We start from the raw sequence: 25,453 nt of genomic DNA, 5'->3' as shown, positions 1-25,453 counted from the left end.
GGGAGAGATTACATATATATTCAGGGCAATGCGAAAAAACGGATTCATGTCTCCCTCCACGTGACCCGCACCAGCCGTCCCGGGAAACCGGGGCGCCGGCCCTACGGGGTCGCCATTCAAACCACTTGAAATCATAACTCTTCACCTTTTTTGGAGGCGCCCATGATAAAGACTAAACGGGTCTATGGATCTTTAGATGGAGGGGGAGGCACATTGATCCTTGTGGATAGGCTCTGGCCGCGGGGGGTGGCGAAAGAGAAGCTGAAGAACGCCCTCTGGATCAAGGACGTGGCGCCGAGTGAGACGCTTCGGCGTGAATTCGGCCACGACCCTGCGAATTGGAGATCCTTTCGGCAGCGGTATCTCGAAGAGCTGGAGCATAACCGGCCGGCGGTGGATGAAATCATGGATAAAGCAGGCCGCGGCGATGTGGTCCTTCTCTATGCCGCAAAGGACGAGGAGCATAATAATGCAGTGGTTCTGAAGGAGTTCCTTGAAGAGCGCCTTCCCCTTTAATTCCAATTCCAACTCAAAGTGCTCTCTTCGTTGCCCTCCTCATCCGTAGCTCGGTATACTGCAAAGCACACCTGCGTCGCTCCTTCCTTAGCGCCTCGATATCATCTTTCATTTGGAACCGGAATAAGCTGGGCCCGGGCGCTTTCTACGCATTATCAGACGGGCGGCAACGGCACAAGCGAGAAACAAGGCCGTGATGATCACGAAATAATCCCCGTAACGGACGTAAAAGGTCTTGCTGTCCCTGAGGTCGAACCCTTGAGTCACTACGGCAGGCTCGAACAGGGATGTCCTTCCGTGAATGCGGCCCCGGGGGTCGATTACGCCGCTTATACCCGTATTCGCGGCCCGAAGTACAAACCTGTCCGATTCTATCGCCCTGAACACGTAAAACGCGAGGTGCTGATAAGGGGCTGAAGTCCGGTCATACCAGGCATCGTTGGTGATGTTGACGAGTACCTGGGCGCCCTGCTCCACCGCCTCCCTCGTGATATAAGGAAATATGCCCTCGTAACAGATGAGGACCCCCACGTTGCCCATCCCCGACCGTATAGGGCCGTGCGAGGCGCCGCCGAAGAATTCCCCGATCTGGACACTCAGTTTCTCGAGAAAAGGGAGGTAATTCCTGAGAGGCGTATATTCGCCGAAAGGGACGAGGTGGCCCTTGCTGTATATCCCGTCTTCCTGACCGTTTTTGCCCAGAACATAGGCGGAATTATAATACCTGCCGCCGTCGTCCCTCGAGATCGCGCCGAAGAGGAGCCGTGCGCCCGTAAGCACGGGAAGGGTCCCGATATGGCTCTTCACATAAGGCTCTGCATCGAAGATAAGAGGCATGGCGGTCTCGGGCCAGACCACGAGGTCCGCCCCCATCCCCGCGCCGACCGTCGCCTGATAATAGGTCCTTATGGTGTTGAGCTTAAAGGCCTCATCCCATTTTACGTCCTGCTTTATGTTGCCCTGAACGATCACCGCCTTCAGCGTTCCCTCTCCAGCTCCCTGCATCCTGATAAATCCATACCCGATCGACCCTGCAAAAAGAAGGGCGGTAATTCCTATGAAGATCGGGGAGACCCTTTGGCGCCTCCACAATCCATAGAGGATGCAGTTCACCGCCACGATGAGAAAGGATATGAAATAGGCCCCCGTGAGTGATATTACCTGGATGAGAGGGAGGAAATTGTGCTGGGAATGGGCGAGAAAGCTCCACGGGAACCCGGTCAGGAGGCTGCCCCTCCCATATTCGAAGAGCACCCAAAGGGCCGGAGCACAGAGGTAAAAGGGAATGGACAACCGCTTCTCGCAAAAGGCCACGGCAAGGGCAAAACACCCTGTGTAGAGGGCGAGATAACAGATGAGGAGCATGAGGATGAGAAAGGCCAGGTATATGTTGATCTTTCCGTATTTGTGGACCGCCACGATGATCCAGTAAAGGAGCCCAAGAAAAGAGACGATGCCGGTCGCGCATCCCGCCATGAAACTTCTCCCCAGGTTCTCACGGTCAATCGAATAAAGCAGCGGAATGAGCGCAAAAAAGGCAAGGAACGACAGCGAGATCGGCGGCTGGATGAGGACGAGGAGGAGACCTGAGGCGACCGCCGGGCTAAAGGGTGATTTCTTTATAGATTCTATCAGATGTGACATAGGCGAGGAGCTTTTTCTCTCTGTACCTCATTCTTCTCAGTTCATTCCCCCCTTTCTCATGGTGAAAGCCCAGGATATGGAGCAATCCATGAATTATGAGGGTGAAAAGCCTCTCGTAAAAGGGGATCTCCAGGGAGTCCGCTTCTTCCCGGGCCTTTTCAAGAGAGATTACAATATCGCCGATCATTTCACAAGGCATTTCCCCGCCCGAGCTCCGGGGCACGGTCTCCTCCTCAATATAGGAAAAGGAGATTACGTTTGTCGGCTTATCTTTACCGAAGAATTGCTTGTTCAGCTTCCGTATCTGTCTGTTGTCGACAAACAGGATACTTACATCCCTATCCGGTAGCTTTAAATACGTGAGAAGGTTTCCCGTTATCTCTCGTATGCGCTTTTTGTCCGTCTTCAACAGCTTTTGGGTATCTTTTATCAGTGCCGTCATGGGGCGTCGTCCTTTCCGGATATTGAATGCGGTGGTGGAATGTGCCGATAAGAATGGCGATGAAGCTTTTCTGGATCGCATGGAGGTCCTTGAGCGTCAGCTCACATTCGTCGAGCTGACCATCTAAGAATATCTGCTCGATAATATTCTGCACGTGGGTCTCGATTCTTTTCGGCGTCGGTTCTGCGAGGATTCGCGAGGCCGCCTCCACCGCGTCGGCGAGCATGAGGATGCCGGCTTCCTTTGTCTGGGGCCTTGGCCCGGCGTACCTGAATTCCTTTTCATCCACCAGGTGGAGCTTGGGGTCCTCCAGCTCTTTTGCTCTGTTGTAAAAATAGTGCACAAGGCTCGTCCCATGGTGCTGTCGCACGGTATCGGTGATCTTCTTTCCGAGCTTGTATTTTTCAGCCAGCTCGATTCCCTCCTTGACATGGGAGAGGATGATGAGGGCGCTCATATTCGGGGTGAGGGTCTTGTGGGCGTCATCGAAATCGGTCCGGTTTTCGATGAAATAATGGGGGAGCTTCAATTTTCCTATATCGTGATAATAGGACGAAACCCTGGTAAGGAGCGGATGGGCCCCGATGCTCTCCGCCGCCGCCTTGGCAAGGTTCCCCACCACAATGCTATGGTGGTACGTGCCCGGCGCCTCGATCATCATCTGTTCGAGGAGCGGATGTTCCAGGTTCGCGAGCTCGAGGAGCTTTATGTCGGTCGTATAGCCGAAAAGGTGCTCTATCACGGGGAGAAGGCCGAGGGCGATGAAGCTGCTGCCGATGCCGGACAACAAAATTAGGGCGATTTTAGTGGGGATATTGGAGGCAGGGTCGTTAAAGAGCACGTGAAAGAGGATCATCACGAAGCTCATGATAAAAGCCGTATAGATCCCCGCTTTCAGTATGGTGTTCCTGTTCTCGCACTTACCCGAAAAATATGAAGCAGCGATATTTGCAAGAAGGGTGTAGAGAAAGACCTGGAGGCTGCTCTGAAACGCGAGCCCCATGGCAATGGCATAGATCAGGGAGAATGCGAGAGCCGCTTCGGAAAAAAGTACGATCCTGACGATGATCCCGAAGAGAAAAATGGGGATCACGTAGATCAGGTCGGACATATTGTCCCGGGCAAAATGACCGAAAATAAGGAAGCAGCTTTTTACGAAGGAGACGGTGAAGAGGATAAGAAGAAGCCCGAAAATAAGGTCTTTCTCCGAAACCACGAATTTCTTGATATTTCTGTTGGCATACTCGTAGATGATCGTTACGGAAAGGAGGAGGAGAATAAAGATGGCAAGGAATTTCCGGACGTTTAGGGTTTCCGCCTTTTCAGCCTCCTTCAGGGCGGAGAGCACGGCCACATGGTAATCGGTGATCCGCTCCCCCTCGCGCACGATGATCTCGCCTTTCTTCACCATCTCGCCGGTGGTAGGAATGCGAAACTCCACGGGTGATTTGATATTGCCGCCGGCTATGTCTCCGTATTGGTAGGCGGGTATCAGGAGCGGATATGCCGCATGGATAACGAGGGTAAGGCAAAGGGCGAAGACCGCAAAAACAAGAACTCTTTTTAAATCGGGATACGAGGGAGGTTTCTCTTTCTTGTCCTTACCGTTCTGCATGTTTATTTCCCCCCTCCGCGCCTTTCTTCTCATATGCTTTTATAATCTTCCGGACGAGAGGATGGCGTACCACGTCTGTTCCGCTGAAATTGACGAAATGAATCCCTTTTATACCCTTCAATATGGTCTGGATCTCTACCAGGCCGCTCGATCTCTTGTCGGGGAGGTCGATCTGCGTCACGTCCCCCGTAATTACGGTCTTGGATGAGAAGCCCAGCCTCGTGAGAAACATCTTCATCTGCTCCGATGCCGTATTCTGGGCTTCATCGAGGATGATGAACGCGTCGTTGAGCGTTCGGCCCCGCATGAACGCCAGGGGCGCGATCTCGATCACGCCCTTTTCCAGGAGTCTTGTACCCCTCTCCATATCGACCATATCATAAAGGGCATCATAAAGAGGCCTGAGATAAGGGTTTACTTTGTCGTACAGGGTCCCGGGCAGGTATCCCAATTTTTCACCGGCCTCTATGGCGGGTCTCGTGAGAATGATCCTCGAGACCTCCTTCCTGTAATATGCGGAAAGGGCCATTGCCATGGCAAGGTAGGTTTTACCTGTTCCCGCCGGTCCTACGCCTATGACCATGTCGTGTGTTTTTATAGCCTCAATGTACGCTTTCTGATTTGCCGACTTGGGTGTGATTACCTTTTTCGAGGGGAATATATAGATCTGGTCTTTATAAAGCTCGTCCACCGCGTTCTGTGTATGGGCGACGTACCGGACCGCATGGTCGATATCGGAACAACTGACCACGAAACCCTTCCTGATGATGCCCTGGAGCTCGCCGATTACTTTATTGGTATTCTCGACCTCTTTCTTTTCCCCTATAATGGTGAGGTGGTTTCCTCTAATGCTTGTTTTTACATTGAAGTACTTCCGTAGATATTTGATATTCTCGTCTTGTGGACCAAAAAGATTACGCGCTACATTTGTGTCGTCAAAGGACAACTTGAGATGCCCCTCTTCATTCCTTCTGTCTTCCAATAAAACTTTGAATACCTCCATGCAACGGTTTTTGAATCAGTACGAATATTATACCATAAAACGCTCCTTTGCAAGTGGTTACCATTTGTATAATCGGTGCGTTTCGGGTAAACTATGACCGTGCATAAGGTACTCATCATAGACGACGAGAAAAATATAGTCCACGCCCTCTCTTCAATATTGGGAGACGAGGGGTTCCACGTGCTCGAGGCGGGCGACGGCCAGGAAGGTCTTGCCATATTCGAAAGAGAAGCACCGGAAGTGGTCCTCTTAGACATTTGGATGCCCGAGATGGATGGGCTTCAGGTGCTCAAGAAGATAAGAGAGAAGGATAAAGACGCCATCGTAATCGTCATGTCCGGCCATGGGACCATCTCTACCGCCGTAGAGGCGGTGAAGCTGGGGGCCTATGATTTCCTTGAGAAGCCCCTTTCCATCGATAAGGTACTCGAAGTGATCCAGAGGTATCTGGCGGGCGATGCGAAGCGCTCCGAACCCGTGGAAGATGTGAAAATAGGAATGTCCCGGGGGCAGAGCATTCGCACCCAGAAGACCATAGGGAAGAGCATCGTCGTATATGGGGCGGGCCTGTTCTCTGGTGTGAAGACAGGCATGATACTGCTGCCCATGCCCGAGGGTTCGGGTATAGTCTTCGAGCATATTCCGGACGGCGAGCGCATTCCCGCGTTTATCGATTACGTCTATTCCGTAGGCTATTCCTCATCGGTAAAAGGAAAGACCTGCATCGTGAGGACCATAGAGCATCTTCTTGCCACCCTTCATATGTACGGCATAACCAACCTTCTCGTGAAGGTGAGCGAAGAGGTGCCTATCTTTGACGGCTCGGCAAAAGAGATATGCATGAAGATCGAAGAAGCGGGTGTGCTGGAGCAGAGAGAAGGGATCGAGCCCCTGAAAATAACGGAAAAGGTGGTCCTCAAAAACCTCAATGATTCCCAGTATCTCTCCATAGAGCCGTCGGACGGGTTCGAGATAGATTACGTGCTGGAGCACGGAAAACCCATCGGCGCCCAGAGATACCATTTCAAGGCTGATAAAGATTCTTTCATCAATGAGATCGCCCCCGCGAGGACATTCGGCTTCATAAAGGATTTCGAGCGGCTCGCCAGAATGGGACAGGGTGGAAGAATCGATAATGTGATGATGAATGTCATCATCCTGAGCGATGAAGGGGTGGTAAATACGAAACTCAGATTCGAGGACGAATTTGTGCGCCACAAGATCCTGGACGTGATCGGAGACACCTACCTCCTCAACAGGCCCGTGATCGGCAAAATAACCGCAAAACAGACAGGGCACCTGGAAAACATAGCCCTCATGAAAGAGCTCAAGAAGCTATACAGTTAAGACTGCCCCTGTCTTGATCCTCCGGATTCCGCTTTAACCTCCCGATTTCCGATTACACGTTTTCCGTTTTCCGCTCTTAACGCTTCACACGCTTCACACGCATCACACGCAAACGCCTCTACTTCAAATGATCGGGAAATTTACGAAAGTAGTGGTGAAAGGCTACGATAACGAGGGCATGGTTTATCGCGCCTTTTTCGATCAGCGAAGCTACCTCCGATATGGGGAGAAGCTCCACTTCGATGTCCTCGTCGGCATCGAAATTAGTCTCCCCCACCTTTCTTGCCCCTTCTATGAGATAGGTATGGCAGAGGTTGTTGAATATGGCCGGATTCGGATTGATGGAGCCGAGGAATGAAACGCGCTCTCCCTTATAGCCCGTCTCCTCCAGAAGCTCTCGCTCGGCGGCCTCCATAGGATCGGACTCGTCGACAAGACCGCCCGGTATCTCGAGGGTGATCTCCTTTGAGCCATGCCGCCACTGGCGGATCATCACGATCTTTCCGTCTTCCGTGACGGGGATGACATTGACCCAGTCATTCGTGTCGATCACATAAAAACGACCTTCTTCGTTGGTTCTGGGAGAGAGGGCCTGTTCTATTTTTATCCGGAAGATCTTGTAGTCCCGGTCTACATTGGAATCTATGAGTTTCCAGTCTTTTAACATGGCTTTCGGAAGAAGAAGTTACCACAGGATATCGGCCATTTTCAACCGGGAAGAAAGGGGAAAGGAAATAAAGAAAAGGAAGGGCCCCTAAAAGGCCCTTCCTTCAGTTACATCGGCAAGATATGACAAGCGCGGTTTCCCGATTGTCAGCACAATTCCATGCTTTCCCCACAGCAGATGAGATCGCATGCAGGGCAGGAGCAGGCTTCGTCAACTACGACGACCATTCCGCATTCCGCACATTCGAATTTCGATCCCTTCTTTACGGCGCCGTTCTTCGGAGCCTTCGCTTTGACGCTCTTCACGGATTTGGCTGTGGCGGCGGCAGTTTTAGGCGCCTCAGCCTTTTTGGGAGCGCCGGCTCTTTTGGCAGCGGGCGCAACCGGTTTTCCCTTGGCCGCGCTCTTCTTTTCCGGCTCTTTCTTTGGCGCGGCTTTGGCCTTCACCGCCTTGTCAGCGCCCTCAGTTTTTTTAGTCGCCATACCGTACCCCCTTTTTTTAATGAGATTTTGTAACCTATATCTTAATTTTATATAACTTATTCATTCTGTCAAGGTAATTTTACCAATAGTATCAGGTAATTCCACCTTTTCACGAAAAAAAATGGTCTATTTATCAGACCGGCCGGGTTTCGGGAGGGAACCTCCTGCGCTGCGCCCTCCTTTTATGGACTTCATTTGACAGAAGAGTGGAAAAAGTAATAATTTTAGGATCACGGCCGGGTAACGGAAAAGAGATGGTCCGAAGAAAAGGCCGCCGGAGAAGAAGAGGCGGAAAGCCGGACAGGGAGTAAGGATGAATTTCGATCGGGAAGAAGAAGGCGTTCCGGAGCGCGCTCAGCCTGTCGTGGCTGTGGGCGTGATGGACCTCCGGAGAGAGGTATCAGTCCGTCTGAACGGTGAATTTACCTGTGAAGAAGGAGATGGGCTATCGGGTGCATTCACCGCCCGGACCGAAGGGCAGGCAATCCTCATCACCGAAGGAGACGGTCGCGAGACGGTCCGGTCCTCGCGGATAAGGTTGGAAGGGAGACCGGGATCGACATTCACCCTTCTCAACGTCACTATAGGTAAAAACTTTCATTGGGAAAGGGCCGAGGAGCAGACTTTCGAGGGTAATCTCATCCTCCTCAGCCGCGGCAGCGGCGTCATGGCCGTAATCAATGAGATACCCATAGAGGAGTACCTTCGGAGCGTCATCTCGTCGGAAATGAAGGCCACGGCGCCCATGGAATTTCTCAAGGTCCACTCCATCCTGTCCCGTAGCTGGCTCCTCGCCGCCCTTGACAGAAAACAGAAGAAATGCGGGACTTCGGCAAAGGTGAGTGAGGGGCTTCAGGGTGCGGGAGAGATGGTGCGGTGGTACGAGCAGGAAGAACACGACCTCTTCGACGTGTGTGCCGACGACCATTGCCAGAGGTACCAGGGCGTCACGAAGATCGTCTCGCCCGATGCCGCCCGCGCAGTAAAGGAAACAGAGGGAAAGGTAATCGCCTTTCGCGGAGTGATTTGCGATGCCCGCTATTCGAAGGCCTGCGGAGGAATTACCGAAACCTTCAGGACCGCGTGGGAGGAGAAAGATGTGCCTTATCTCATTGCCGTCTCCGACTCGGAACACGTATATCCTCCCATAATCACCGAAGAAGAAGCGCATCGCTGGATTATTTCGAAGCCGCAGGCATACTGCAATGTGGATGACCCGGCAATTTTGGCGGGAATTCTTCCCGATTTCGACAGGGAGACAAAGGAATTTTTCCGGTGGAAGACGGAATATGAAAGAGATGAGCTCGAGGCGATCATGAAAGAGAAGTCCGGCATCGATTTCGGCGTCTTACGGGAGATAATTCCCCTCCGAAGAGGCCCGTCGGGCCGCATCTCCCGGCTGAAGATCACGGGCTCCGGGGGAAGCATGATAGTCGGGAAAGAGCTCGAGATAAGACGCTGGCTCTCTCCCACCCACCTTTTCAGCAGCGCATTCATTGTGGAAACCATAGCGTCCCCCGCCGGGGAAATAGAAAAATTCATTTTCCACGGCGCAGGTTGGGGCCACGGAGTCGGTCTTTGTCAGATTGGAGCGGCGGTAATGGCAACAACTGGTTTTAAAGCGGAGGAGATTTTGAGCCATTATTTCCCGGGAACGGAGGTACGGAAAATCTATTGAAGAAGATCCGGAGCATGGAGCCATGACGCGGCGGCGATTCAAGACCGCCTTCATATTGGGTGCAGGTCTGGGAACTAGGCTCAGGCCCCTGACGGAACGGTGTCCCAAGCCGCTCCTCCCGGTGGAAGGACGTCCCGTCATAACTTATGCCATGGATCGCCTGATCGAGGCAGGAGTGGACAGGCTCATCGTGAACACCCATCATCTTCCCGAAGTGTATGAGGAGAAATTCCCCGACAGGTCATGGCGCGGCGCGACCATTACATTCCGCCACGAGCCGGTTCTCCTGGATACAGGAGGAGGGCTCAAGAATATCGAGGACCTTCTCGAAGACGACCAAAGCATATTCTGCTACAACGGCGATGTGTTCTGGGAACCGGACCTGTTGCGTCTTGCCCGTTTCCACGAGGAAAAAAAGGCGGAGGTGACCCTTGCCCTCAGAAGCACCGGACCTCTTTTAAACGTGGATATAGACGAGAGGGGCGAGGTCTGCGATCTCAGGCATACCTTCGGGCAAAGAGGGGTGAAGAGCTGCCAATTCAGCGGCGTCTATGCCCTTGAGACATCATTCCTGCAAAACCTTGAGGAGGGAAGGGTGGAATCGGTCATTCCGGCCTTCCTGAGGAGGATCGCCACGAGACCGGGATCGATCATGGGCGTGATCATGGACGACGGCTCCTGGAATGACATAGGCACCGTAGAGGAATACGAGCGGCTAAAGGGGGATCGGCATGAGTTTGGCCGGTGAATTTATAATCGATTTCGCGCGTGAGGCGCTGGGGCTCGACAGACCGCTCCCAATCGAAGGGGCTCCTCTTTCCGCCAGGGGATCGGATAGAACTTTTTACCGGATCACGTGGGGGGAAGGGAAGAGCTGCATTCTCGTTCATTATAACCCGGTCAGGACCGAGAACGGATACTACGCCGAGATCACGCAATTTCTCGCCGCCATAGGGGTGCCGGCGCCCCGGCTCATCGCGCACGATCCCGGGCAATGCCTCCTTCTCATGGAAGATATGGGGGAACGGGACCTATGGTATTACAGGGAAGATCTTTGGGAGGGGCGGCGCGATCTTTACGTAAAGACCCTTGAAGCGGTCCATTGCCTTCACTCCTTTGATATAGAGGATTTTCCCCGGTATGGCGTGAGACTTATGGAGAGATTCGGCCCGGAGCTCTATCAATGGGAGAGGGAATATTTCAAGGAGCACTTCATGCAAGGATCCCTGGGCCTTACCATCGAGCCTTCCTGCGCGAAGCGCCTGGAGGGAGAGCTTGCCGGCCTCGCGAAGAGGCTTTCAGATACCCGTCAATGCCTTGTTCATAGAGACCTGCAGTCGCAAAACATCATGATCCGCGACCGCATGCCTTTTCTTATCGATTATCAGGGGATGCGTTTCGGAAGCCCCTTTTACGACCTCGCCTCTCTTCTCTGCGATCCCTATGTCAGATTCTCCTTCACGGAGATCGAAGACCTTCTTCTTGTCTACTATGGTATGGGAAATAAGGAGATGGAATGGGACGTGTTCCAGGGGCTTTTCTGGGACGCCTCGGCCCAGCGTCTCATGCAGGCATTGGGCGCATACGGCTTCCTCGGCTACAAAAAGGGCCTGACCTCCTTCCTCGGCCACATCCCGGCGGCGCTGGCGAACCTCGACATGGCAGCGGCGAAGGCCGTATCCCTGCCGTGCCTTAGGGAGCTCACGGGAAAATGTCTCAAGAAATGGGGTTCGATGCATTCATTATCGTGAGACGGTATAAAGGGATGGCATACCGTGTGCGCGGCGAGCCCCGCGTAAGCGGAAAAGGGAGAGTAGTTCTATCGTCCGTTCAGGACCATTCGCATGGTCCTCAGGATCTTGTACCGCTGGAGGTCTATTACCGTTCCGTCCTCCGAGGCTCCGGGACGGCCCTCACTATTGAATCCCGGTCTCTTCACATAAATGAGGTTCATATCGAGGCCCATTTCACGTATGTCCCGTTCCATTAAGAAAATTATAGCACAGGGTCCCTCGGGGGAAGTGTGATCTTGATCACACTTCCGGCTGTCGATTGCCGGAATCTGTCTAAAAAAGGCCTTCCATAGGGGTTCTGAATTCCCATCTACACCAGCTTCCCTCCGGATGGAGACCGGGAGGGCAGTAGACGCACGATACCAATACCCTTGGGTCTATCGTGGAAGCTACATTTTTGAAGCCTGTTTCGAACGTGGGGCGGCAGGCGAAAAGCCCTTTGCCGGACTTAAGCCGCGCCTCCTGGGGAGGACAGGAGGTGACCGTGAGAAAGGCGCTTCCGCTGCTATTCCTCTCGATTCCGTAGGCGCACTTTCCGGCCCAGCTCATGAAGTTAATCGTCCGGAGCACCGCGTCGATTCCCCCATTATCGGAGATCCGGAGAATCTCCTTGATTCTGCGCGCCTCCACCCTCGATGAGACATCCCACATGTGCACATCGATCTCGAGGGCACTCGCCGTACCATACCGGTCTTCGACCCCGGAAAACCAGAGCCCGTCACAGGTATGCCAGTTTAAGGAATACATCCTGATGAGCTCGATGAGCGTCTCTTTCGGAAGCTTCTCCAGCTCCCCCTGCACCGGATTTAATGGTTGTTCCATTCCAAGCCCTCCCTGTCCGTGGTCCGGTATGCCACCCCCGTGGCGCCGGAAATATGAGCCATCGCCTCTTCAGTCCTTATACCATAATCCTGACTTTCAGCACAGGGCCCGGTTCGGAGCAATAAAGTCTATTGCGGGAGACGCGGGTGGCTGCGAGGGCGAGCGTGTGGTATACTTGAGCCGTGACATTCAGACGAGACTTTCGGGAGAGACCCTCTTTCGACTATGATGAAGAACCGATGCCCAGCGGCCATTGGGCGGTCCCATGGTCGGACCTCATGATGGTCGCCTTCGTGCTCTTCGCCGTTCTCTATTCCTACGTCCTCTCCCACAGGGATTTCGGCGATGCATTAAAGAAACCGGCCAAGGGCGCGGCTCAACGATCAGCGATCCGGGAAGGGTCAAAAGCCCCGGGCGCGGCCCCCTCACTAAATCCGGCACCCGGCACAGGGGAAGCCGGGGGAGCGGCCATGGAAGACCTTTTCGAGGCGCTCCGGACTACCGTGAAAGTCTCGAAACTGGAAGACGTGACCGTGGCGCTGGAGAAGGATAAGACCATAAAGGTCAGCGTGGGAGAGCCCCTGATGTTCGATCTCGGACGGGCGGAGCTTAAGCCCGGATCGATGCAGTTCCTGAGAGAGCTCGCCGACCGGATAGTGGCGACGAAGTACAAAGTGGTGGTCGAAGGCCATACCGATTCTTTCCCTGTCCATAGCGCGGGTTTCACCACGAACTGGGAGCTCTCCGCGGGAAGGGCGGTGAAGGTCGCCCGCTTTCTTATCGAAGACGGGGGTCTTGAGCCGGAGCGCTTCAGCGTGGTCGGCTACTCCATGTATAAGCCCGTGGCGCCGAATACTTCGGCTGCCAATAAGGCGAAGAACCGGAGAGTAGAGATCGTGATCACCAAAGAGAAGATAGAGTAGGGGAGAAATAGGAAGCTATGATCAAACATAATTTCGTGGGGGCTTTCATCTGCTTCCTCATCTTTGTAGGGTGCTTCTTCTGGGGCGAAAGCGGCACGGTCGTTTTCTACCTCAATATCGTGAGCCTCCTGGTGGTGGTTTCGGGCACCCTCGGCGCCGTCTTCCTGAGCCATCCCTTCAACAGGCTGAGCAGCGCCTTTAAAGTGGCAAAGAACGTCTATACAAAAGATGTGATCTCCAATTCCGACGAAGTGGTGAACCTCCTCCTCGATATGGCGGTGAGGTCCAAATATGACGGTATACTCTCCCTGGAGCGCTATGAGAAGCAGCTGACCGTATCGTTCCTGAGGGACGCCCTCGCCATGGTGGTCGACGGCTATTCGGAGGAAGAGATCAAAGATATTCTCGGCACGGAAATGCACTTCTTCAGACTGAGGCGGCAGCAATCGGAGAGGGTGTTCAGGACCATGGCTGCCGTTGCCCCGCCGTTCGGAGTGGCGGGAAGCATCATAGGCCTTATCGGGATGCTCGTAGGCATGGGGGACACGGGGATCATCCTGAAGACCATTCCCCTTGCCCTCACCTCCACCCTCTACTCCATTATCATCAGTTATTTTATCCTCATTCCCATCGCGGAAGGCATTTATTCGAAGACCCAGAGGGAGCTTTACCTCCAGAGTATCATCAGTGAAGGGGTCGTCGAGATCGCACGGGAAAAAAATGTATATAAGCTCGAAAGAAAGCTCTCCACTTTCCTCACCCCTTCCCAGAGAGAAGGGGCGGGCCAGGGCATCCGGCAAATCCAGAAGCGCTACGCCGACATGAAGAAAGGCAAGGGCGCTCCCAGGGAACAAAGGGCCGCCGATTCCGCGGCAAAAGCGAAATAATCCTCAGACTATCTTTTATCCTCCAAGCATAATCATAATAGATTATGAGAGATTCGAGGCTTCTTATTCCATTTCTAAGTCAAAGATGATATCGAGGCGACGAGGAAGACGCGACGGAGGTGTACTGCCAGTACATCGAGGAGCAGATGACGAAGGCAACGAAGAGAGCGCTTTGAATTAAAAATGGAATCAGGGCTCTTCTTTTCCGAGGCGGGCAATCTCTTCCTTGAGCCACCAGAGCATGAGGAGACCCGGAAGGGCGGTCAGGGTGGTGATGAGAAAGAATGGGGCCCACCCGAGGTATTTCACCACAAAGCCCGAGGTCGGGGTGATGAAGACCCGGCCCAGGGCGGAAAGAGATGAGAGGAGGGCGAACTGGGTAGCGCTGTATCGTTTATTGCAGACGGTCATGATAAAGGCCATGAATGCGGCCATTCCCATGCCTCCCGCAATGTTTTCGAAGGCCACGGCGAAGATCATCATCCCGTAGCTCTTGCCGGTGTACGCGAGGGCCATGAAGGAGAGATTGGAGACCATCTGAAGAATCCCGAAGATCATGAGGGACCGGAAAAGGCCGAGCCTGATCATCATGCCTCCCCCGTACATGGCGCCCGCAATGGTGGCGGCAAAACCGAGGCCTTTATTGATGGTGCCCACGTCCGTCGGGGTAAAGCCGACGCCTCTCAAAAGAAAGGTCGTGGTGAGGCTGCCCGCATAGGCGTCGCCGAGCTTGTAGAGGATGATAAACAGAAGGATGATGAGGGCCATGGGACGGTAAAAGAAATCCTTGAGAGGTCCCCATACCGCTTCCTTGAGGGTTTTCGGAGGGACGATCTTTCCATCCGGCTCGCGCCCGATCAGGGTGCCGACCATGCCTACTATCATAAGCCCCGCCATGATAAGGTAGGTGTTCTGCCACCCTATGCGGTCCGACATGATAAGGGCGATGGCGCCGGCGGTCAGCATGGCCACCCTGTATCCCACGATGAAGGCGGCCGAGCCGGTCCCTCGTTCCTTTTCCGGCAGTATATCCGTTCGATAGGCGTCCACCACGATATCCTGGGAAGCGGAAGAGAAGGCAACCATGAGGGCAAGGAGCGCCAATGAGAGAGGGGCGTATTGGGGTGAAGAAAAGGCCATCCAGGCTATGGCGGCCATGAGGACGATCTGTGTGGATATCGCCCATCCGCGGCGCCTTCCGAGCCAGGGCGGCACGAACCGGTCCATGAGGGGCGACCATATGAATTTTATCGTGTAGGGTATGCCCACGAGAGAAAAAATCCCGATAGTCCGGATATCGACGCCCGCGATGGTGAGCCACCCCTGAAGGGTGCCGCTCGTGAGCGGAAGAGGAAGGCCCGAAGAGAACCCGAGGAGCATCATGACCGCCATGGGGCGGCTGCAATATACTTTCATGAAATTGGCGATCCGGAGCATCATGGGGCTGTCCTTTTTCTTTCCTTTTCAGATAGTACGGAATTCACGGGCAGCCGTCCCTCGAAGGGTCGCTCTCCCGTGATGCAACGGAACACTGCTTCCTCAGCTTCCGGCGACGGGTCATAGGCGGCAATAAGGATCTCCGCCTCTTTAAACCGGTCGAGCAGCCACGGGCTGCCGAAGGAGACGACTATGGCCGGGGAGATCGACCTTGCCATCTGTTCCGCCTTCTCGAACTCTATTTCTTCGCCTTTACCTTTTTCCCGGCCGCCGAAGAGGAGGAATACGACCGGCCTCTCGTGGGTGGGAAGGGGTTTCTTAACGTGCGAGGCCTGAGAAACGTAGTATCTGAGGTGTGAAAGGAGAAAATGTTCTTCCCCGCCCCCATAAATGAGGGGCAATCTGTCCGAATCCCTTACGGGCATAAACCTGCCCCTTCCTTTTACCAGGGTCACCGCCTTCTGGGCAATCTCCTGAGCGAGCTCACTGTTTCTCTCATAATCGACCGGAGTTGCCGCGGCCGGATATTCGCGGCCGATCCTGACCTTTAACGCTTCAACTCCGAGAAAAGCCTGGTCGAGCCGCTCTTTGGTGACGAGACCAGTCTCGAAGGCATGGGCAAGAGCTCCCACGAGGGCCTCCGGCTCCCCGGCGCCGATGAGGAGGTCTCCTTCCGCCGCGATACAAGATGCGAAACTCGCTGCAGAATCATCTTCCCTTATCAGGGCATGAATAAAGGGTTTGTCATTCTGATCGGAAAGGCAGGGAGAATAAAGAAAACCCCCGCGGGCAAGGGCCTCCGGCCTCCACGGCGTCAAATCCGCATTCAGAAATGCGGCCTCATATTCGCAATTCAGGCGGTCGAAGAGAGCGGCCTGCAGCAAAGGGCGCTCATCGTTTTTTTCAGGAGGGGGAGCGGGATTTTGCTGAGGGAATTGGGGCATGAGGGGGATGTTTATCCCCAGGTCCGCAGCCTCGGCTGCCATTGCGGCCAAAGCACGGGTAATGAGAAGGGGAGCCCCGGGATCATCCGAACCAAAGGCAGCGGCAAAGGCCATGGGTCCGGGAAAATGCGTGGCGCCCCTCATGGGCGCGCTCATACCATTATCGACGGAAGAGGCGAACAAAAGAGGCCGGTCCCCATGAGACCGGGCGCGGGTAAGGAAAGCCCTTATCTCGTCCTTTTCCCCGCCTTGCAGCAGAAACCCGCCTATTCCTTTTCTGATCAGGGAAAGTACTTCTTCGCCATAGGAGGTGTGACGAATCCGGTCGCCGTCCAGCCGGGCGATGACGAGGCCGTAAAGTTTTCTTTCGAGAGCAGTCTGGCCGGAAAGAAGATTCAGCAGCATTGAGTGCTTAGTTTACCGGATCGAGAACGTTCGATGCAGAGGCAGAACCATCGTTACCCCCGTTGAGCCTGACTTTTCCAGTCCCTCCCGCAGGGGGCATCCGGCGACTACGCGTGTCTTTTCGACCTCAAGGATTTCAGCCTTCTCTTCTGCGCTTCGCGCTGTTTTCTCCTGATCTTTTCCGAAGGTTTTTCATAGAAGCTTCTCTTCTTGATTTCCTTGAAAAGCCCTTCCATCTGGAGTTTGCGCTTCAGATCCTTAATCGCCTTCTCAATATTATCGCCTTGAACCCTTATATCCAATATTCTTACCCCTTTCTTTTTCGAGACTATATTCTTTAAGTAAAAACCCAGGGCTTTTAAAGGCCCTGGGGCACCGTTCTCTTTAAAAGTCAAATTTAAGATAATACAAAAACGAGTATAAGTAAAGACTTAAATTGAAGAACAGGGTTCTTTGAAAGGCGAAATAAATGTTCTAAAATAGACCTTTACAGATAAGAATCGTGACGCGAAGGAGGGAGGATATGAAATACCGGACAGGAAATATAGGCAGGGTCGTCGTGGCGAGATTCGAGGACGGGGACGACCTGCTGGAGGGGCTTAAAGATATCGCAAGGGGGGAGGGGATCAGGGCGGCAGTCTTTTTTCTGGTGGGTGGAATATCGGAAGGCAGGATCGTGGTAGGGCCAGAGAGAGATGAGTCCCCGCCGGTCCCGGTGTGGCGCGAGCTGAATGAGAGTCATGAGATGCAGGGTACGGGCACGATATTCTGGGAGGGGGATGAGCCGAGGATACACCTCCACGGGGCGTATGGCAAGAAGGACAGCGTGAAGATGGGGTGCCTGAGGGAGTCGGCGAAGACGTTCCTGGTCATGGAGGCGGTGATTATGGAGATAAAGGGGATAAATGCCGTGAGGCAGCTCGACCCCCTGTCGAAAATGGTCCTCCTCAAGCTGAAGGATCTACCCGACGATGGCAGGTGGAAGACGCCCGAGATCGATTATCCGGGATCGAAGTGAGGGCTATCGTTATCGTTGAGTGCGCTTGGACGGAACGCGGATCGGGGTGGGAACTCCATATCCGCCGCCTGGGTCCGCTCGAGCCCTTCGCCGTATGAGTATACGGCTGCGGTCCACGATGCTCCCCAGACGACGAATCTGAAGTCCCCACCCCGATCCGCGTTCCACACGACCCCGGCCTTTTTAAACTGTAGAGGCCGGGGGAAAGGAATAGCTTGTGTGAAGGTGGACTGAGTTTCCGGTGTCATGACTGATCCGGGTTTGAGCGGTTTTTTGAACGAAGCTTGGGCCTGAAACTGGGCCGGGCTTTATTTCGGCCGGTTATTTTTGTATAATATCGATATGGAGAATGCTCTTTCCCATCTTGTGAAGTGTGAGCTTTGCCCGCGGCGGTGTAAGGCGGGCAGGACCAGGGACAGGAAAGGGTATTGCGGGGTCGGCAAAGAGATCATCGTCTCCCATTACGGGCCTCATTTCGGTGAAGAGCCTCCCATATCCGGCGAGAAGGGTTCGGGGAATATCTTCTTCGGCGGCTGCAACCTCAAGTGCATCTATTGCCAGAATTTTCAGATCAGCCAACAGCATGAGGGAGAGCGCCTCGATGTGAACGGCCTCGTCAGCCTATTCTTTTCCCTTGCGGCACAAGGGGTCCATAATATCAACCTTGTAAGTCCTACCCCTTATATTTCCTTTATCGCTTCGGCGATCAGGGCGGCAAAGGGGAAGGGGTTCACCCTGCCTTTCGTTTACAATACGAATGCCTATGAGAATGTGGAGTCCCTGGGCCTTCTTAAGGGGCTTATCGATATCTACCTCCCTGATTTCAAATACGGGAACCCGAAGATGGGAAAACTCCTTTCCGACGCCCATGAATATCCCAAATGGGCAAAATTCGCCATTCTCGAAATGAAGTCCCAGGTCGGCGACCTGATTGTCGAAAAGGGGATTGCAAAAAAAGGGCTCCTCGTCCGCCACCTCGTGCTGCCCAATAACCTTGCGGGCTCCAAAGAGGTCATCACATGGATCAAGGAGAACCTCGGGCCCCAGACTTATCTGAGCCTCATGGCGCAGTATAACCCGTTATATAAGGCAAGCACCTATCCGATGCTCGACCGGAAGATCAATAGGGACGAATATAACGCCCTTCTGGAGCTTTTGCACCAATACGGGTTTCATAACGTGTACGTTCAGGAGTTGGAGAGCGCATCTTGCTTTGTTCCCGATTTTAAAAAGGATAAGCCTTTCCAGGAGAGGACCGGCACAAAAGGATGAAGGAGGATTGAACAGTGGAGATAAAGACGGTAAAGATCGACATCCCCGAAGGCGCGAATATCGTGATAGGCCAGTCCCATTTCGTGAAAACTGTGGAGGATATGTATGAAATCCTCGTGGGCTCCTCGTCCCACCTGAAATTCGGCATTGCCTTTTCCGAGGCGAGCGGGCCGTGCCTGGTGAGGTATGAAGGGAACGACGAGGCTCTCATGAAACTCGCCTGTGAGACCTCAATGGCCCTTTCCGCCGGCCATACCTTCGTCATCTTTCTCAAAGAGGGTTTTCCCATAAACATACTCAATGCGGTGAAAGCCTGCCAGGAAGTCTGTCATGTTGTCTGTGCCACTGCAAACCCCCTGGAAGTGGTCCTGGCCCTGGGGCAGGATGGGAACGGCATTCTCGGGGTAATTGACGGGGCCCGCCCGGAAGGCATCGAGGCCGCAGAAGACAAGAGGTCCCGGCAGGACCTATTGCGTAGGTTCGGGTACAAGCTATAAGGGTTCTACATCACCTCCAAAGAGGCTAATACCCGAATATTTCAGAAGTTTCTTTTGATGTTGATTGTTCGGCCGGTTCTATGGTATTTTTCATCTAAATGGATGATTTTTACCGTATATCTAGGCTTCCCCCGTACACCTTCGCAATCGTAAGAGACCTGCTCATAGAGGCACGAAAAAGAGGAGAGGACATTATCGACCTCGGCATGGGCAACCCTGACCTGGCCACTCCCAAGTGCATCGTCTCGAAACTCGTGGAGGCGGCGAGGAACCCGAAAAACCACAGATATTCAGTGACGAAAGGCATTTATAAGCTGCGCAGTGCCATGTCGGAATGGTATAAGAGAAAGTATGACGTGGAGATAGATCCCGATTCGGAAGTCGTGGTCTGTATGGGGGCAAAGGAAGGGATCGGCCACCTCGTGCTCGCCACCATAAGCCAGGGGGAAGTGGTCATTGTTCCGGGACCTGCCTATCCGATCCACACGTATTCGGTGGTGATCGCGGGAGGAGATCTCCGGACGATTCCGCTCATGCCCCGGGAAGAATTCTTCGAGCGGCTGAATATGGCGGTCAAGACCACCTGGCCCCAGCCGAAGATGCTGATAATCAGTTTTCCCAATAACCCCACCACGGAAGTGGTGGACTTGGAATTTTTTGATAAAATAGTTGCCTTTGCCAAGGAGCACAATCTTATGGTCGTCCACGATCTTGCCTACGCGGACCTCGTCTTCGACGGATACCGGGCGCCGAGCTTCCTTCAGGCGAAAGGCGCGAAAGATGTGGGTGTTGAATTCTATTCACTCTCCAAAAGCTACAGCATGCCCGGATGGAGGGTAGGCTTTGCAGTGGGAAACAAGGAGATGATCAATGCCCTGAGCAGGATCAAGAGTTATTTCGATTACGGCGTATTTCAGCCTATTCAGATTGCATCCATCATCGCCCTCAATGAATGCGATGATGAGGTTCTAAATATAGTGGACCGGTACAAGGGCAGGAGAGATGTCCTTTGTGAGGGGCTTTCCCGGTTCGGTTGGGTTGTGGAAAAACCGAAGGCGACTATGTTCGTCTGGGCAAAAATACCCGGAGAGTTCGAATCGATGGGCTCGGTCGAATTTTCAAAGCTTCTCCTGAGGGAGGCAAAGGTTGCCACATCGCCGGGTATCGGTTTCGGGGAATATGGAGAGGGGTATATACGGTTCGCCCTCATCGAGAATGAACACAGGATCAAACAAGCGGTAAAAGGGATAAAAAACCTTCTTTACTCAGCAAAAAAAATATGATCGGAATAGGTATAATAGGCTTAGGCACCGTAGGCGTAGGTACGTACAAAATCCTCAGGGACCACGGCTCCCTTATAAGGTTAAGGACGGGGACGGAATTGGAAGTGGTGAGGATCGCGGACGTGGATATTACGAGTGACAGGGGCATTGCCCTTGAAAAGGGGCTCCTTGTCAACAATGCCATGGAGCTTATCGAGGACGAGCGGGTCGATATCGTGGTCGAGCTTATGGGCGGAACTACCCTCGCATTCGACTTCATATCGGAAGCATTGAAGAGAAAGAAGTGGGTGGTAACGGCGAACAAGGCGCTTCTTGCCGAAAGGGGCGACGACCTTTTCCGTCTCGCCGAGGAGCAGCACGGGGAGATCGGCTTCGAGGCCTCCGTATGCGGCGGCATCCCGGTCATCAGGGCGATACGAGACGGCCTCGTGGGGAACCGGCTGACTTCGCTCATCGGTATCCTGAACGGCACATGCAATTACATACTCTCCCGGATGACGGAGGAGGGGATATCTTTCAGCAATGCCCTATCGGAAGCCCAGCGTCTCGGTTTTGCGGAGAAGGACCCTACCCTCGATATAGAAGGGATAGACGCGGCGCATAAACTCTGCATTCTGGCCCGCCTGGCCTTTCACTACCCGGTGGAGATGAAGGATGTGGCCACCTCGGGCATCTCGAGGATCGATCCCATAGATATCCAGTTCGCGAAAGAATTTGGATACAGGATAAAATTGCTCGGAATGGCAAAGGAAGAAAAGGGTCTGATCGAGGCCAGAGTAGAGCCGGCCATGATCCCGGCGGCCCATCCCATGAGCAACGTCAACGGCGTCTTCAATGCGACCTATGTAGTGGGCGACAGGGTCGGGCCTACCCTTTATTACGGCCGCGGCGCGGGCAGCGACCCCACGGGAAGCGCGGTGGTGAGCGACATCGTCGATATGGCCTCGAGGTTCAGGGCGGGCGCCGCCAGGACGATAATGCCCTTTCAGGCAGAGGGACGCCGCATGAGGAGACCAGAAGAATCGTCCTTTCCCTACTACATGCGGTTTACGGTCGAAGACAGGCCGGGCGTTCTTTCGAAGATTTCGGGCATCCTCGCCCAATATAATATCAGTCTTTCTTCGGTGATCCAGAAGGGAAGAAGGGAAGTGGGCCACGTGCCCCTGGTGATCGTCACCCACGAAGCGATTGAAGAGAACCTCAACAGGGCCAAATCCGAAATCGACGGTCTGCCGTTCGTACAGGGCGAGAGCGTTCATATAAGGATCGAAGAAGGCAACTCATGATGCCCTTCTCCAATCGATGCCGTCGACCTTCTTCCGCCCTCTTCAGGGGCGGCCGGAGGAGGTCGGGCGAATGAAATTCATCGTGATTATCGGAGACGGCATGGCGGATTTCCCCATTCCGGAGCTCGGCGATAAGACCCCTCTCATGGTTGCCCGCACACCGCACATGGACAGGATGGCGAGGGAAGGATTTTGCGGCAAGGTCATGACCATACCTGACGGCATGCCTCCGGGAAGCGACGTGGCGGGCATGTCGATCTTCGGATACGATCCCGGCCAATATTATACGGGCAGGGCGCCCATAGAGGCCGCGGGAATGAGCATCCCCATGGAGAGTAATGATATCGCGTTCCGATGCAATCTTGTGCACCTGGAAGTTGAGCCGGGAAAAACGGTTATGGGAGATTACAGTGGAGGGCATATCACCACGGAAGAAGCATGGCGGCTCGTCGATACCCTGAACAGGGAGATAGGCACCGACCGCATCCGTTTTTATCCCGGCGTCGGCTACCGTCACATCATGCTCTGGCGCTCCGGCGATGACTCCATGGCAACCACGCCTCCCCATGACATTACGGGCCGTGAGATCGGTCCCTATATGCCTGCCGGCACAGGCGCCGAGATGGTAACCGCCCTGATGGAGAGGTCGCGGCAGGTCCTGGCATGCGATCCGGTAAACCGGGAGAGGGAGAAGGCCGGAAAGCTTCCCGCCAACAGTATCTGGTTATGGGGGCAGGGCAAAAAGGCCTTTCTTCCCGTCTTCAAGGAAAAATACGGCCTCAAGGGAGCGACGGTTGCGGCGGTCGACCTTATCAAGGGCTTAAGCTGCCTCATAGGGTTCGACACGCCTCTTGTGAGGGGCGCGACCGGATATCTCGATACGGACTATGGCGCGAAGGCGAGAAAAGCCCTCAACCTACTCCGGGACCATGATATCGTCTATATTCATGTTGAGGCGCCCGACGAAGCGTCCCACAACGGCAACAGGGAAGAGAAGATCAAAGCGATCGAAAGCATAGACAGGGAAGTGGTGGGCAAGGTCCTTGAAGAGGCGGGCGAGGGGGTAAGATTTCTCGTTCTCACGGACCATGCCACGCCTTTATCGATGAAGACCCACTTTGCATGCCCGGTGCCCTTTGCAATCTATGAAAAAGGGTCTGAATCAGGGGCGGGCTGCGCATGGGGATACGACGAACGAACAGGGGATAAGGTAATGAGCGGAGAAGAAATGGTCGCCTATTTCGTGAGGGGAAAGAACGGATGAGACAGAAATTCATATTTATTACCGGCGGCGTGGTTTCGTCCCTTGGCAAAGGGATTGCTTCGGCATCTATCGGAGCGCTTCTTGAAGCAAAAGGGCTTACAGTGACCCTGATCAAGCTCGATCCTTATATCAACGTGGACCCGGGGACCATGAACCCTTTCCAGCACGGCGAAGTCTTTGTGACCGACGACGGTACCGAGACGGACCTGGATCTGGGTCATTATGAGCGGTTTACCCATTCCGTGTCGTCGAAGAGGAACAATTTCACGACCGGCCAGGTATATGATACGGTCATCGCCAAGGAGAGGCGCGGCGAATACCTCGGGGGGACCGTGCAGGTGATCCCCCATATCACGGACGAGATCAAAAGAAGGATCCTCGATGTAGATGACGGGATAGATGTAGCCCTTGTGGAGATCGGAGGGACGGTGGGCGACATCGAGAGCCTCCCTTTTCTCGAAGCCATAAGGCAGCTCAGAAATGACCTCGGCAAGGAGAATACCCTTTTCGTCCATCTCACCCTGGTGCCTTTTATCAAGACTGCCGACGAGATGAAAACGAAGCCGACCCAGCACAGCGTAAAAGAGTTGCGCGAGATCGGTATCCAGCCCGACATCCTCCTGTGCAGGACGGAAAAGTTTCTTTCCCAGGGGCTGAAGGATAAGATTGCCCTTTTCTGCAACGTCGACAGGGACGCGGTAATCACGGCGAAAGACGTGGACCATGTCTACGAGGTGCCCCTGCTTTACAACCAGGAGGGCCTTGACGAGAAGATTACGAACATGCTCAACATATGGGCAAAAAAACCCGATCTATCCCAATGGGTAACCATTGTCGATACGATCAAGAACCCGAAAAAGCAGGTCGAGATCGCGGTGGTGGGCAAGTATGTGAAACTGATCGATTCATACAAGAGCCTTAACGAGGCACTCGTCCACGGCGGCATCGGGAACGGCTGCAAGGTGAATGTCCATTATATAGACTCCGAGGAGCTCGAGGGCGGACCGACCGACTATTTTGACGATATAGACGGTATACTGGTGCCGGGCGGGTTCGGCGACCGGGGTATCGAGGGAAAAATAAAGGCCATCGGCTATGCACGGACGAACAAGATCCCCTACTTCGGCCTCTGTTTGGGCATGCAGCTCGCAGTGATAGAAATAGGGCGCAGCCTGGCGGGACTCAAGGGCGCGCACAGCACGGAATTCAATGAAGGTACGGCCTGTCCGCTCATATACCTCATTGAAGAGTGGGTGGACCGGGAGAACCAAATTCAGAAGAGGGACAAGTTCTCCGATCTGGGAGGGACCATGCGACTCGGGGCCTATCCATGTAAATTAAAACCGGGAAGTCTCGCTGCCAAGGCATACGGTCAGGACCTGATCCATGAGAGACACCGGCACCGCTATGAATTCAATATGTTCTACCGGGAAGAGCTGGAAAAATGCGGCATGAACGTGACCGGGATATCCCCCGACGGCACCCTGGTGGAGATCGTCGAGTTCAAGGGCCACCCGTGGTTTCTCGCGTGCCAGTTCCATCCGGAATTCAAATCAAAGCCTTTGAATCCTCATCCCCTGTTCAGGGACTTTATCAAGGCATCCCTGAAGAGGAGACAAGATAAGCAGAAATGGAAAAAGAAGTGACCATAGGCAATATAAGGATAGGGGAGAAGCCCTTCCTCTTTATCGGGGGACCCTGCGTCATCGAAGGGAGGGATATCACCCTGCGCCATGCCGAAAAGCTGGCCCGCCTCACTGAGAAGCTCGATATACCTTTCATATTCAAATCTTCCTACGACAAAGCAAACAGGACCTCCGTCACGAGTTACCGGGGCGTGGGCATCGAAGAAGGGTTAAAAATACTCCAGGAGATCAGATCCGGGTTTGGAATTCCGGTCCTCACGGACGTCCATTCGGTGAAGGAGGCCCGTATTGCGGCAGAGGCAATCGATGTGCTCCAGGTCCCGGCCCTTCTTTCCAGGCAGACCGATCTCATTGTCGCCTGCGGCGAGACGGGCAAGGCAGTCAACATCAAGAAAGGGCAGTTTCTTTCCCCCCGGGATATGAGGTATGCTATAGACAAGGTGGAATCGACGGGAAACCGGAAGATCCTCCTCACCGAGAGGGGCACCTCCTTCGGCTACAACACGCTGGTGAATGATTTCCGGGCGATCCCCATCATGCAGGAATTCGGGTATCCCGTGATCTTCGATGCCACCCATAGCG

26 protein-coding genes are annotated in these 25,453 nt (G+C 53.9%); 15 read left to right on the top strand and 11 right to left on the bottom strand.

Translation table 11 applies throughout. The features are described 5' to 3' along the window. Window positions 1-162 precede the first annotated feature (162 nt). The gene (locus tag VGJ94_12265) at window positions 163-516 is read left to right on the top strand and encodes a DUF488 family protein (GenBank protein ID HEY3277387.1); all 354 of its coding nucleotides are present in this window, start codon (window positions 163-165) and stop codon (window positions 514-516) included. A gap of 108 nt (window positions 517-624) precedes the next feature. On the opposite strand, the gene lnt is transcribed toward VGJ94_12265, so the two are convergent. The 4 genes from lnt to VGJ94_12245 are packed head-to-tail and all read right to left on the bottom strand — an operon-like array spanning window position 625 to window position 5,199. Next, the gene (gene lnt, locus VGJ94_12260; GenBank protein ID HEY3277386.1) at window positions 625-2,160 is read right to left on the bottom strand and encodes an apolipoprotein N-acyltransferase; all 1,536 of its coding nucleotides are present in this window, start codon (window positions 2,158-2,160) and stop codon (window positions 625-627) included. Next, a complete protein-coding gene (gene ybeY, locus VGJ94_12255) occupies window positions 2,120-2,602 on the bottom strand; it encodes an rRNA maturation RNase YbeY (protein ID HEY3277385.1) in 483 nt (160 codons plus the stop codon). The genes lnt and ybeY overlap by 41 nt, the downstream gene beginning before the upstream one ends. Continuing rightward, window positions 2,499-4,217 (bottom strand): HDIG domain-containing protein, encoded by a 1,719-nt coding sequence (locus VGJ94_12250; protein HEY3277384.1) that lies wholly within the window; start codon window positions 4,215-4,217, stop codon window positions 2,499-2,501. The genes ybeY and VGJ94_12250 overlap by 104 nt, the downstream gene beginning before the upstream one ends. Then, the gene (locus VGJ94_12245) at window positions 4,204-5,199 is read right to left on the bottom strand and encodes a PhoH family protein (GenBank protein HEY3277383.1); all 996 of its coding nucleotides are present in this window, start codon (window positions 5,197-5,199) and stop codon (window positions 4,204-4,206) included. Before VGJ94_12245 ends, VGJ94_12250 begins: the two co-directional genes overlap by 14 nt. A 114-nt stretch (window positions 5,200-5,313) precedes the next feature. Between VGJ94_12245 and lpxC the strand changes: the two genes are divergently transcribed. Further along, on the top strand, window positions 5,314-6,567 hold the full coding sequence (gene lpxC, locus VGJ94_12240) for a UDP-3-O-acyl-N-acetylglucosamine deacetylase (protein ID HEY3277382.1): 1,254 nt from the start codon (window positions 5,314-5,316) through the stop codon (window positions 6,565-6,567). Window positions 6,568-6,685: 118 nt separating this feature from the next. Here lpxC and VGJ94_12235 read toward each other — a convergent pair whose 3' ends face one another. Both VGJ94_12235 and VGJ94_12230 read right to left on the bottom strand, forming a co-directional pair. Then, the gene (locus VGJ94_12235) at window positions 6,686-7,234 is read right to left on the bottom strand and encodes an NUDIX hydrolase (GenBank protein ID HEY3277381.1); all 549 of its coding nucleotides are present in this window, start codon (window positions 7,232-7,234) and stop codon (window positions 6,686-6,688) included. A gap of 146 nt (window positions 7,235-7,380) precedes the next feature. Beyond that, window positions 7,381-7,716 (bottom strand): hypothetical protein, encoded by a 336-nt coding sequence (locus VGJ94_12230; protein ID HEY3277380.1) that lies wholly within the window; start codon window positions 7,714-7,716, stop codon window positions 7,381-7,383. A 313-nt stretch (window positions 7,717-8,029) separates the two neighbouring features. On the opposite strand from VGJ94_12230, the gene VGJ94_12225 reads away from it, so the two are divergent. Genes VGJ94_12225 through VGJ94_12215 form a run of 3 tightly spaced genes read left to right on the top strand, consistent with a single transcriptional unit; the run spans window position 8,030 to window position 11,145 of the window. Next, window positions 8,030-9,394, top strand: coding sequence for a SpoIID/LytB domain-containing protein (locus VGJ94_12225; GenBank protein HEY3277379.1), 1,365 nt, complete (start codon window positions 8,030-8,032; stop codon window positions 9,392-9,394). Between the two features lie 22 nt (window positions 9,395-9,416). Beyond that, complete coding sequence (locus VGJ94_12220; protein ID HEY3277378.1) at window positions 9,417-10,142, top strand: nucleotidyltransferase family protein; 726 nt, start codon at window positions 9,417-9,419, stop codon at window positions 10,140-10,142. Next, on the top strand, window positions 10,126-11,145 hold the full coding sequence (locus VGJ94_12215) for a phosphotransferase (protein ID HEY3277377.1): 1,020 nt from the start codon (window positions 10,126-10,128) through the stop codon (window positions 11,143-11,145). Before VGJ94_12220 ends, VGJ94_12215 begins: the two co-directional genes overlap by 17 nt. Window positions 11,146-11,213: 68 nt before the next feature. Here the strand turns inward: VGJ94_12215 and VGJ94_12210 are convergent, their stop codons facing one another. Both VGJ94_12210 and VGJ94_12205 read right to left on the bottom strand, forming a co-directional pair. Beyond that, window positions 11,214-11,381 (bottom strand): hypothetical protein, encoded by a 168-nt coding sequence (locus VGJ94_12210; GenBank protein HEY3277376.1) that lies wholly within the window; start codon window positions 11,379-11,381, stop codon window positions 11,214-11,216. 79 nt (window positions 11,382-11,460) lie between these two features. Further along, window positions 11,461-12,009: a DUF6125 family protein gene (locus VGJ94_12205; GenBank protein HEY3277375.1), complete on the bottom strand. Its 549-nt coding sequence runs from the start codon at window positions 12,007-12,009 to the stop codon at window positions 11,461-11,463. A gap of 182 nt (window positions 12,010-12,191) precedes the next feature. Here VGJ94_12205 and VGJ94_12200 point away from each other — a divergent pair, with 182 nt between their 5' ends. Then, window positions 12,192-12,932, top strand: coding sequence for a flagellar motor protein MotB (locus VGJ94_12200; GenBank protein ID HEY3277374.1), 741 nt, complete (start codon window positions 12,192-12,194; stop codon window positions 12,930-12,932). 17 nt (window positions 12,933-12,949) lie between these two features. Then, window positions 12,950-13,819 (top strand): MotA/TolQ/ExbB proton channel family protein, encoded by an 870-nt coding sequence (locus VGJ94_12195; protein ID HEY3277373.1) that lies wholly within the window; start codon window positions 12,950-12,952, stop codon window positions 13,817-13,819. 189 nt (window positions 13,820-14,008) lie between these two features. Here the strand turns inward: VGJ94_12195 and VGJ94_12190 are convergent, their stop codons facing one another. The 3 genes from VGJ94_12190 to rpsU all read right to left on the bottom strand — a co-directional run bounded on the left by VGJ94_12190 (window position 14,009) and on the right by rpsU (window position 16,907). After that, window positions 14,009-15,259 carry an MFS transporter gene (locus VGJ94_12190; GenBank protein HEY3277372.1) on the bottom strand — a complete coding sequence of 417 codons (1,251 nt, stop codon included), beginning with the start codon at window positions 15,257-15,259 and terminating at the stop codon, window positions 14,009-14,011. Beyond that, a complete protein-coding gene (locus tag VGJ94_12185) occupies window positions 15,256-16,605 on the bottom strand; it encodes a hypothetical protein (protein ID HEY3277371.1) in 1,350 nt (449 codons plus the stop codon). Before VGJ94_12185 ends, VGJ94_12190 begins: the two co-directional genes overlap by 4 nt. Before the next feature lie 107 nt (window positions 16,606-16,712). Continuing rightward, window positions 16,713-16,907, bottom strand: a complete 195-nt coding sequence (gene rpsU / locus VGJ94_12180; GenBank protein HEY3277370.1) for a 30S ribosomal protein S21 — start codon at window positions 16,905-16,907, stop codon at window positions 16,713-16,715. A gap of 221 nt (window positions 16,908-17,128) precedes the next feature. Here rpsU and VGJ94_12175 point away from each other — a divergent pair, with 221 nt between their 5' ends. From VGJ94_12175 to kdsA, 8 genes are all read left to right on the top strand, one after another. Further along, window positions 17,129-17,623: a PPC domain-containing DNA-binding protein gene (locus VGJ94_12175; protein ID HEY3277369.1), complete on the top strand. Its 495-nt coding sequence runs from the start codon at window positions 17,129-17,131 to the stop codon at window positions 17,621-17,623. Between the two features lie 342 nt (window positions 17,624-17,965). Next, complete coding sequence (locus VGJ94_12170) at window positions 17,966-18,895, top strand: radical SAM protein (protein ID HEY3277368.1); 930 nt, start codon at window positions 17,966-17,968, stop codon at window positions 18,893-18,895. Window positions 18,896-18,909: 14 nt separating this feature from the next. Further along, the gene (locus tag VGJ94_12165) at window positions 18,910-19,392 is read left to right on the top strand and encodes an adenosine-specific kinase (protein ID HEY3277367.1); all 483 of its coding nucleotides are present in this window, start codon (window positions 18,910-18,912) and stop codon (window positions 19,390-19,392) included. A 98-nt stretch (window positions 19,393-19,490) separates the two neighbouring features. Further along, window positions 19,491-20,675, top strand: coding sequence for an aminotransferase class I/II-fold pyridoxal phosphate-dependent enzyme (locus VGJ94_12160; GenBank protein HEY3277366.1), 1,185 nt, complete (start codon window positions 19,491-19,493; stop codon window positions 20,673-20,675). Then, a complete protein-coding gene (locus tag VGJ94_12155) occupies window positions 20,672-21,961 on the top strand; it encodes a homoserine dehydrogenase (GenBank protein ID HEY3277365.1) in 1,290 nt (429 codons plus the stop codon). Before VGJ94_12160 ends, VGJ94_12155 begins: the two co-directional genes overlap by 4 nt. Before the next feature lie 70 nt (window positions 21,962-22,031). After that, the gene (locus VGJ94_12150; protein ID HEY3277364.1) at window positions 22,032-23,225 is read left to right on the top strand and encodes a cofactor-independent phosphoglycerate mutase; all 1,194 of its coding nucleotides are present in this window, start codon (window positions 22,032-22,034) and stop codon (window positions 23,223-23,225) included. Then, window positions 23,222-24,871, top strand: coding sequence for a CTP synthase (locus tag VGJ94_12145; GenBank protein ID HEY3277363.1), 1,650 nt, complete (start codon window positions 23,222-23,224; stop codon window positions 24,869-24,871). The genes VGJ94_12150 and VGJ94_12145 overlap by 4 nt, the downstream gene beginning before the upstream one ends. Continuing rightward, a partial coding sequence (gene kdsA, locus VGJ94_12140) for a 3-deoxy-8-phosphooctulonate synthase (protein ID HEY3277362.1) occupies window positions 24,856-25,453 on the top strand: 598 nt, incomplete at its 3' end. The genes VGJ94_12145 and kdsA, both read left to right, overlap by 16 nt.

Source organism: Syntrophorhabdaceae bacterium (assembly GCA_036504895.1).
In the GTDB taxonomy this organism is placed as follows: domain Bacteria; phylum Desulfobacterota; class Syntrophorhabdia; order Syntrophorhabdales; family Syntrophorhabdaceae; genus PNOM01.
The sequence above is the reverse complement of the archived record's forward strand: the minus strand, read 5'-3'. Positions and strand labels throughout refer to the sequence as shown.

What these genes read in the sequence shown, in the direction of transcription:
- VGJ94_12175 (HEY3277369.1), top strand. Translation starts at nt 17,129, where the DNA reads ATGAAATACCGGACAGGAAATATAGGCAGGGTCGTCGTGGCGAGATTC.
- VGJ94_12195 (HEY3277373.1), top strand. Translation starts at nt 12,950, where the DNA reads ATGATCAAACATAATTTCGTGGGGGCTTTCATCTGCTTCCTCATCTTT.
- VGJ94_12190 (HEY3277372.1), bottom strand. Translation starts at nt 15,259, where the DNA reads ATGATGCTCCGGATCGCCAATTTCATGAAAGTATATTGCAGCCGCCCC.
- VGJ94_12160 (HEY3277366.1), top strand. Translation starts at nt 19,491, where the DNA reads ATGGATGATTTTTACCGTATATCTAGGCTTCCCCCGTACACCTTCGCA.
- VGJ94_12215 (HEY3277377.1), top strand. Translation starts at nt 10,126, where the DNA reads ATGAGTTTGGCCGGTGAATTTATAATCGATTTCGCGCGTGAGGCGCTG.
- VGJ94_12220 (HEY3277378.1), top strand. Translation starts at nt 9,417, where the DNA reads ATGACGCGGCGGCGATTCAAGACCGCCTTCATATTGGGTGCAGGTCTG.
- VGJ94_12225 (HEY3277379.1), top strand. Translation starts at nt 8,030, where the DNA reads ATGAATTTCGATCGGGAAGAAGAAGGCGTTCCGGAGCGCGCTCAGCCT.
- VGJ94_12145 (HEY3277363.1), top strand. Translation starts at nt 23,222, where the DNA reads ATGAGACAGAAATTCATATTTATTACCGGCGGCGTGGTTTCGTCCCTT.
- VGJ94_12185 (HEY3277371.1), bottom strand. Translation starts at nt 16,605, where the DNA reads ATGCTGCTGAATCTTCTTTCCGGCCAGACTGCTCTCGAAAGAAAACTT.
- lnt (HEY3277386.1), bottom strand. Translation starts at nt 2,160, where the DNA reads ATGTCACATCTGATAGAATCTATAAAGAAATCACCCTTTAGCCCGGCG.
- VGJ94_12150 (HEY3277364.1), top strand. Translation starts at nt 22,032, where the DNA reads ATGAAATTCATCGTGATTATCGGAGACGGCATGGCGGATTTCCCCATT.
- VGJ94_12250 (HEY3277384.1), bottom strand. Translation starts at nt 4,217, where the DNA reads ATGCAGAACGGTAAGGACAAGAAAGAGAAACCTCCCTCGTATCCCGAT.
- VGJ94_12205 (HEY3277375.1), bottom strand. Translation starts at nt 12,009, where the DNA reads ATGGAACAACCATTAAATCCGGTGCAGGGGGAGCTGGAGAAGCTTCCG.
- ybeY (HEY3277385.1), bottom strand. Translation starts at nt 2,602, where the DNA reads ATGACGGCACTGATAAAAGATACCCAAAAGCTGTTGAAGACGGACAAA.
- lpxC (HEY3277382.1), top strand. Translation starts at nt 5,314, where the DNA reads ATGACCGTGCATAAGGTACTCATCATAGACGACGAGAAAAATATAGTC.
- VGJ94_12210 (HEY3277376.1), bottom strand. Translation starts at nt 11,381, where the DNA reads ATGGAACGGGACATACGTGAAATGGGCCTCGATATGAACCTCATTTAT.
- VGJ94_12170 (HEY3277368.1), top strand. Translation starts at nt 17,966, where the DNA reads ATGGAGAATGCTCTTTCCCATCTTGTGAAGTGTGAGCTTTGCCCGCGG.
- VGJ94_12155 (HEY3277365.1), top strand. Translation starts at nt 20,672, where the DNA reads ATGATCGGAATAGGTATAATAGGCTTAGGCACCGTAGGCGTAGGTACG.
- VGJ94_12230 (HEY3277380.1), bottom strand. Translation starts at nt 7,716, where the DNA reads ATGGCGACTAAAAAAACTGAGGGCGCTGACAAGGCGGTGAAGGCCAAA.
- VGJ94_12265 (HEY3277387.1), top strand. Translation starts at nt 163, where the DNA reads ATGATAAAGACTAAACGGGTCTATGGATCTTTAGATGGAGGGGGAGGC.
- VGJ94_12235 (HEY3277381.1), bottom strand. Translation starts at nt 7,234, where the DNA reads ATGTTAAAAGACTGGAAACTCATAGATTCCAATGTAGACCGGGACTAC.